We start from the raw sequence: 4,301 nt of genomic DNA, 5'->3' as shown, positions 1-4,301 counted from the left end.
GGAGACGCGGAGAACTCCGTCCATCGATGAGTTCTCCGCGTCTCCGCGGCTCCGCGTGAGACTTTCTGTTCTATCTCCCGAAATCAGTTCCCCGGCGCCGACGCGGTGCGCTGCTGCTGCGTGCGCGGCGGGGCGTTCTTCACGTAGCGGTCCAGCCAGTTCACCATCTCCGCCAGCACGTGGAGCGTGGTCTCGCGGCCGCGGTAGCCGTGCGCCTCGAAGGGGAGCACCACGTACCGCACCGTGGCCCCGTTCCCCTTCAGCGCCGCGAACATCCGCTCGCTCTGGATGGGGAAGGTGCCGCTGTTGTCGTCCATCTCGCCGTGGATCAGCAGGATCGGCTCGTTGATCCGGTTCGCGAAGGTGAACGGGCTCATCTTCGTGTAGATGTCGGTGGCCTGCCAGTACGTGCGCTGCTCGGCCTGGAAGCCGAACGGCGTGAGCGTGCGGTTGTAGGCGCCGCTGCGCGCGATCCCGGCGCGGAACAGGTCGCTGTGCGCCAGCAGGTTGGCCGTCATGAAGGCGCCGTAGCTGTGCCCGCCGATGCCGATGCGGTCGCGGTCGGCCACCCCCATCTCCACCATCTTGTCCACCGCCGCCTGCGCGCTGGAGACCAGCTGCTCCACGTAGGTGTCGTTCGGCTCCCGGTCGCCCTCGCCGATGATGGGGATGGTGGGGTTGTCGAGGATCGCGTACCCCTGCGTGAGCAGGAACAGGTGGCTGGTCCCCCCCGGCCGCGAGAAGCGGTTGGGCGAGCCCTGCACCTGCGCGGCCGCCGCCGCGTCGCGGAACTCGGCCGGGTACGCCCACATCAGCATGGGCAGGCGCCCGTCGCGCTGGGGGTCGTAGTTGGGCGGAAGATACAGCGTGCCCGAGAGCTGCACGCCGTCCGCGCGCTTGTAGGTCACCAGCTGCCGCGTGATCCCGGCCAGCTGCGGCGCGGGGTCGGGGAAGTTCGTGATCGCCACCGCCTGCCCGCCGGGGAGGGTGCGGACGAAATAGTTGGGCGCGTCCTTCTGCGACTCGCGGCGGGTGAGGATGCGGCTGCCGTCCGCTTCCAGCACCGTCACCACCTCCTCGTAGTACGGGTCGGCCGCCTGCCACACCCGCGTGGTCTTCCCGTCGGCCAGCGCCATGCGGTCCAGGAACGGGTAGTCGCCGCGCTGCGAGGCGCCCGAGCCGGTGAGGTAGATCCCCTGCCCGTCGGGGGTGAAGAGGAGGAGCGGCTCACCGCGCGTGTCGCGGCGCAGGGCGGGCGCGCCGGGGTCGCCGTAGCGGTCCTGGTAGCTGCGGTCGGCCAGCAGGCGCGGCTGGCCGGGGTTCGACGGGTTGATGGCGAAGCGCTTCTCGCGCCGCGTGTTCCACCACCGCTCCACCACCATGGCGAAGTCGCCGCGCCCCCAGAAGACGGTGGCGAAGCGCTGGTCCAGGTCCATCAGCGTGCGGGCCGGCGCGGTGAAGGGCGCGTCCAGCTGCATCAGCCGGTCGTGCACGGGCACGTTCTTCCGCGGGTCGCCCTCGTCCTGCGCCTCGGCCCAGACGAGCGTGGCGGGCGCGTCGCCGCGCCACTCGATCTGCCGTGGGCCGGTGATCACCGCGTCGAACGCGGGGGGAAGGTTCTCGGCCAGCGGCTGGTCCACGATGCGCTTCACCACCGCGCCCCGCGCGTCGGTCACCACCGCCTCGTACGGGAAGTCTCCCGCGCCCACCAGGTAGCTGTACGGCCGGTGGACGCGGTTCATCAGGATCCAGCGCCCATCCGGCGAGGGGTCGAAGCTGGAGATGATTCCCGCCTGCCCCACGTTCGTCGCCACCGCGCCGGAGACGGGGACGCGCACCAGCTGCGAGGTGAAGTAGTACTCGAACAGCCGCTCGTCGTGCGGGCTCTTCAGCATGTCTTCCAGCGTGCGGACCGGCGCCGCGCGGCCGGAGCTTTCCTGGATCACCGGGCCGTCGGGAACGCGCGAGCGCTCGGGCGCGGCGCCGCGTCCGGCGGGGACGCGGAGGGCGAGGATGGACTGGCCGTCGGGCGCCCAGCGGTACGGGCTGCCGAAGGCGGCGTTCAGCACCGCGGGCAGCAGCCGCCGGGCCACGCCGGTGCGCGCGTCGGCCACCCACAGCTCGATCCCCGTCTCGGTGAAGTTGGTGAAGGCCAGCTTCGATCCGTCGGGCGACCACTGCGCGTACGCGGCGCGGGCGCGCGGCGGAAGGCGCACCTCGCGCTTCGCCCCGCCGGCCAGGTCCTGGAAGGAGATGCCGTTCAGGTATCCTACGCGCGCCGCGCCCCACCCGTTGGTGCGCGGGTTGATGCGGTACCCGGCCAGCGGCAGCCACGGCTCGGCCATCTCGCCGATGCCGGGCAGGTTCTCGCGCCCCAGCACGGCCACGGTGCGCTGGCCGGGGGCCACGGAGAGCGCGGGCGTGGTCGGCGCGTCCAGGATCTGCGGGATGGGCGCGGGCGGCATCAGCCAGCCGCCGGCGGGACGGGCCGCGGCGGGCTGGGCGGCGCGCGTGGCCTGCGCGCCCGCGGGGCCGGCGGCCAGCGCGGCCGCCGCGAGCACCGCCAGCGCGCGCGTCTTCACGATCGGGGTGAGCATGGGCGTCCTGAGTGCGGGGAGGATGAACGGCGGCAGTGCCGTCGGGCGTACGCTCGTCTCGCTTTCCGGGGAACGGGGACAATCTGCGGCGGAAGAGGATGTTTCATCAAGAAGGGCGGGGACGATTCGCCCTGGAGCATCCGGTGCGCGGGGAGGCACGCACCTTTCCCGGCTCGAATTGCTTGCGGCGGAGGATGCAGGCCGGCCATACTGGATTCCCTCTTCCCACCACCCGCGACCGATCGACCAGGGAGGCTGCCCATGCTCGTGAAGAAGCTGCAGCTGGATCACCTGCACGTGGACTCGTTCGACCTGGGCTCCACGGGCGTGCGGCCGCTGCTCGCGCCGGAGACGGACCCCGTGTCGGATCCCGGCACGTACGAGGACACCTGCATCATGTGCCCCACGGACGACACCTGCACGCGGCTCGGCTGCACGAAGACGTACTAGCGCCCGCCGGGGCCGCCGCCGCCCGCCGCGGCGGCGCCTCTCCGTCCTCCACCTCCCGCGCGGAGGCCCCCGATGCGAAAGATCAGGCTTGACGCCGGAGACCTTGCGGTGACCTCGTTCCACACGCTGCCGGCGCCCGGCGGCGTGCACTCGGCCGGGCTGTTCGCCATTGCCACCGATCCGCGGCCCGTTCCCGACGGGGAGCCGACCCACAGCTGCGACACGGTGGAATACGCCTGCCTGGCGATGACGAAGCTCGCGGAGGACTGCTTCGGCCCGACGGCCGGGTGCCCGCTGAACACCGCCGACGAGTGTCCGTACTGCGACACCGACCAGTGCCGGACGTACGAACCGCCCTGCGTCTGAGGGCGGGGGGAGCATCTCCCGCGACCGGCGGCTCCTCGCCACGGCTCTTCTGGGTGCGTGGCGGGAGCCGACTTGTTCGTACGCGGCGGATTCGATCTTTCATCCCACCCCGGAGAACCGACGTGAGACGGACCCTCGCCGCGGCCCTGCTCGTCTCCCTCGCCGCCTGCGCGCCCCGCGTCCAGTCGCCGCCCGCCGCTCCGATGGCAGCCCAAGCCGCGCCGGGGCCGGTGTTCCCCACGGATGTGGCGGCCGCGCGCGCCGCGTACATCGCCGCGTGGCAGGGGACGGACCGCGCGGCGCTGGCCTCGTTCTTCGCGCCGGACGCGCGGGTGGTGTTCAGCGACGAGACGTACGACGGCCGCGCGGAGATCGACAGGCGCTGGCTGGCCGAGGACGTGGGCCGGGTGAGCGAGCTGGTGATGACGCCCGCCCACGTCACCGCCGACGGCGACCGCGTGACCGAGGCCGGCACGGTGACGCTCCTCTTCCGCGCGGCTGGCGGCGAGTCGCACGCCGAGCGCGGCACCTACGAGCACGTCTGGGCGCGCCAGCCCGACGGCACGTGGAAGCTGCAGACGGTGCACATGGACTCGCATCCCGCCCCGCCGCAGTGATCCGCTGAAAGAGGTTGTTTCACGCAGAGAAGCAGAGAAACAGAGAATTCCTCTCTGCTCCTCTGCTGCTCTGCGGGACCCCATCTTCTGAAGTCCGCGAAGGCGGGCTGCGTGCCGTTGTAGCCGCGAGGTAACCGTTCAGTTGGTCGGCAGGATATTGGGCGCGGGGGTGCCGGCGCGCAGGGCTGCGATGGAGCGAGCGACGAAGTCGAGCGGATGAATCCCTTGTTGCTGGCAGGTCGCGCTGATCGAGAGGATGCGCTCGGCGTAG

General features: G+C 71.8%; 4 protein-coding genes. 3 read left to right on the top strand and 1 reads right to left on the bottom strand.

Going from position 1 to position 4,301, the window contains the following annotated elements:
- Nucleotides 1–83: 83 nt before the first annotated feature.
- Nucleotides 84–2,597: a prolyl oligopeptidase family serine peptidase gene (locus VLK66_RS10375; RefSeq protein WP_325309335.1), complete on the bottom strand. Its 2,514-nt coding sequence runs from the start codon at nucleotides 2,595–2,597 to the stop codon at nucleotides 84–86.
- 261 nt (nucleotides 2,598–2,858) lie between these two features.
- On the opposite strand from VLK66_RS10375, the gene VLK66_RS10370 reads away from it, so the two are divergent.
- The 3 genes from VLK66_RS10370 to VLK66_RS10360 all read left to right on the top strand — a co-directional run bounded on the left by VLK66_RS10370 (nucleotide 2,859) and on the right by VLK66_RS10360 (nucleotide 4,030).
- A complete protein-coding gene (locus tag VLK66_RS10370; RefSeq protein ID WP_325309334.1) occupies nucleotides 2,859–3,047 on the top strand; it encodes a hypothetical protein in 189 nt (62 codons plus the stop codon).
- 72 nt (nucleotides 3,048–3,119) lie between these two features.
- Nucleotides 3,120–3,413, top strand: coding sequence for a hypothetical protein (locus tag VLK66_RS10365; RefSeq protein ID WP_325309333.1), 294 nt, complete (start codon nucleotides 3,120–3,122; stop codon nucleotides 3,411–3,413).
- Between the two features lie 122 nt (nucleotides 3,414–3,535).
- Nucleotides 3,536–4,030 (top strand): nuclear transport factor 2 family protein, encoded by a 495-nt coding sequence (locus tag VLK66_RS10360; protein ID WP_325309332.1) that lies wholly within the window; start codon nucleotides 3,536–3,538, stop codon nucleotides 4,028–4,030.
- The last annotated feature ends 271 nt before the right edge of the window (nucleotides 4,031–4,301 follow it).

The organism is Longimicrobium sp. (genome assembly GCF_035474595.1).
GTDB lineage: Bacteria > Gemmatimonadota > Gemmatimonadetes > Longimicrobiales > Longimicrobiaceae > Longimicrobium.
The sequence above is the reverse complement of the archived record's forward strand: the minus strand, read 5'-3'. Positions and strand labels throughout refer to the sequence as shown.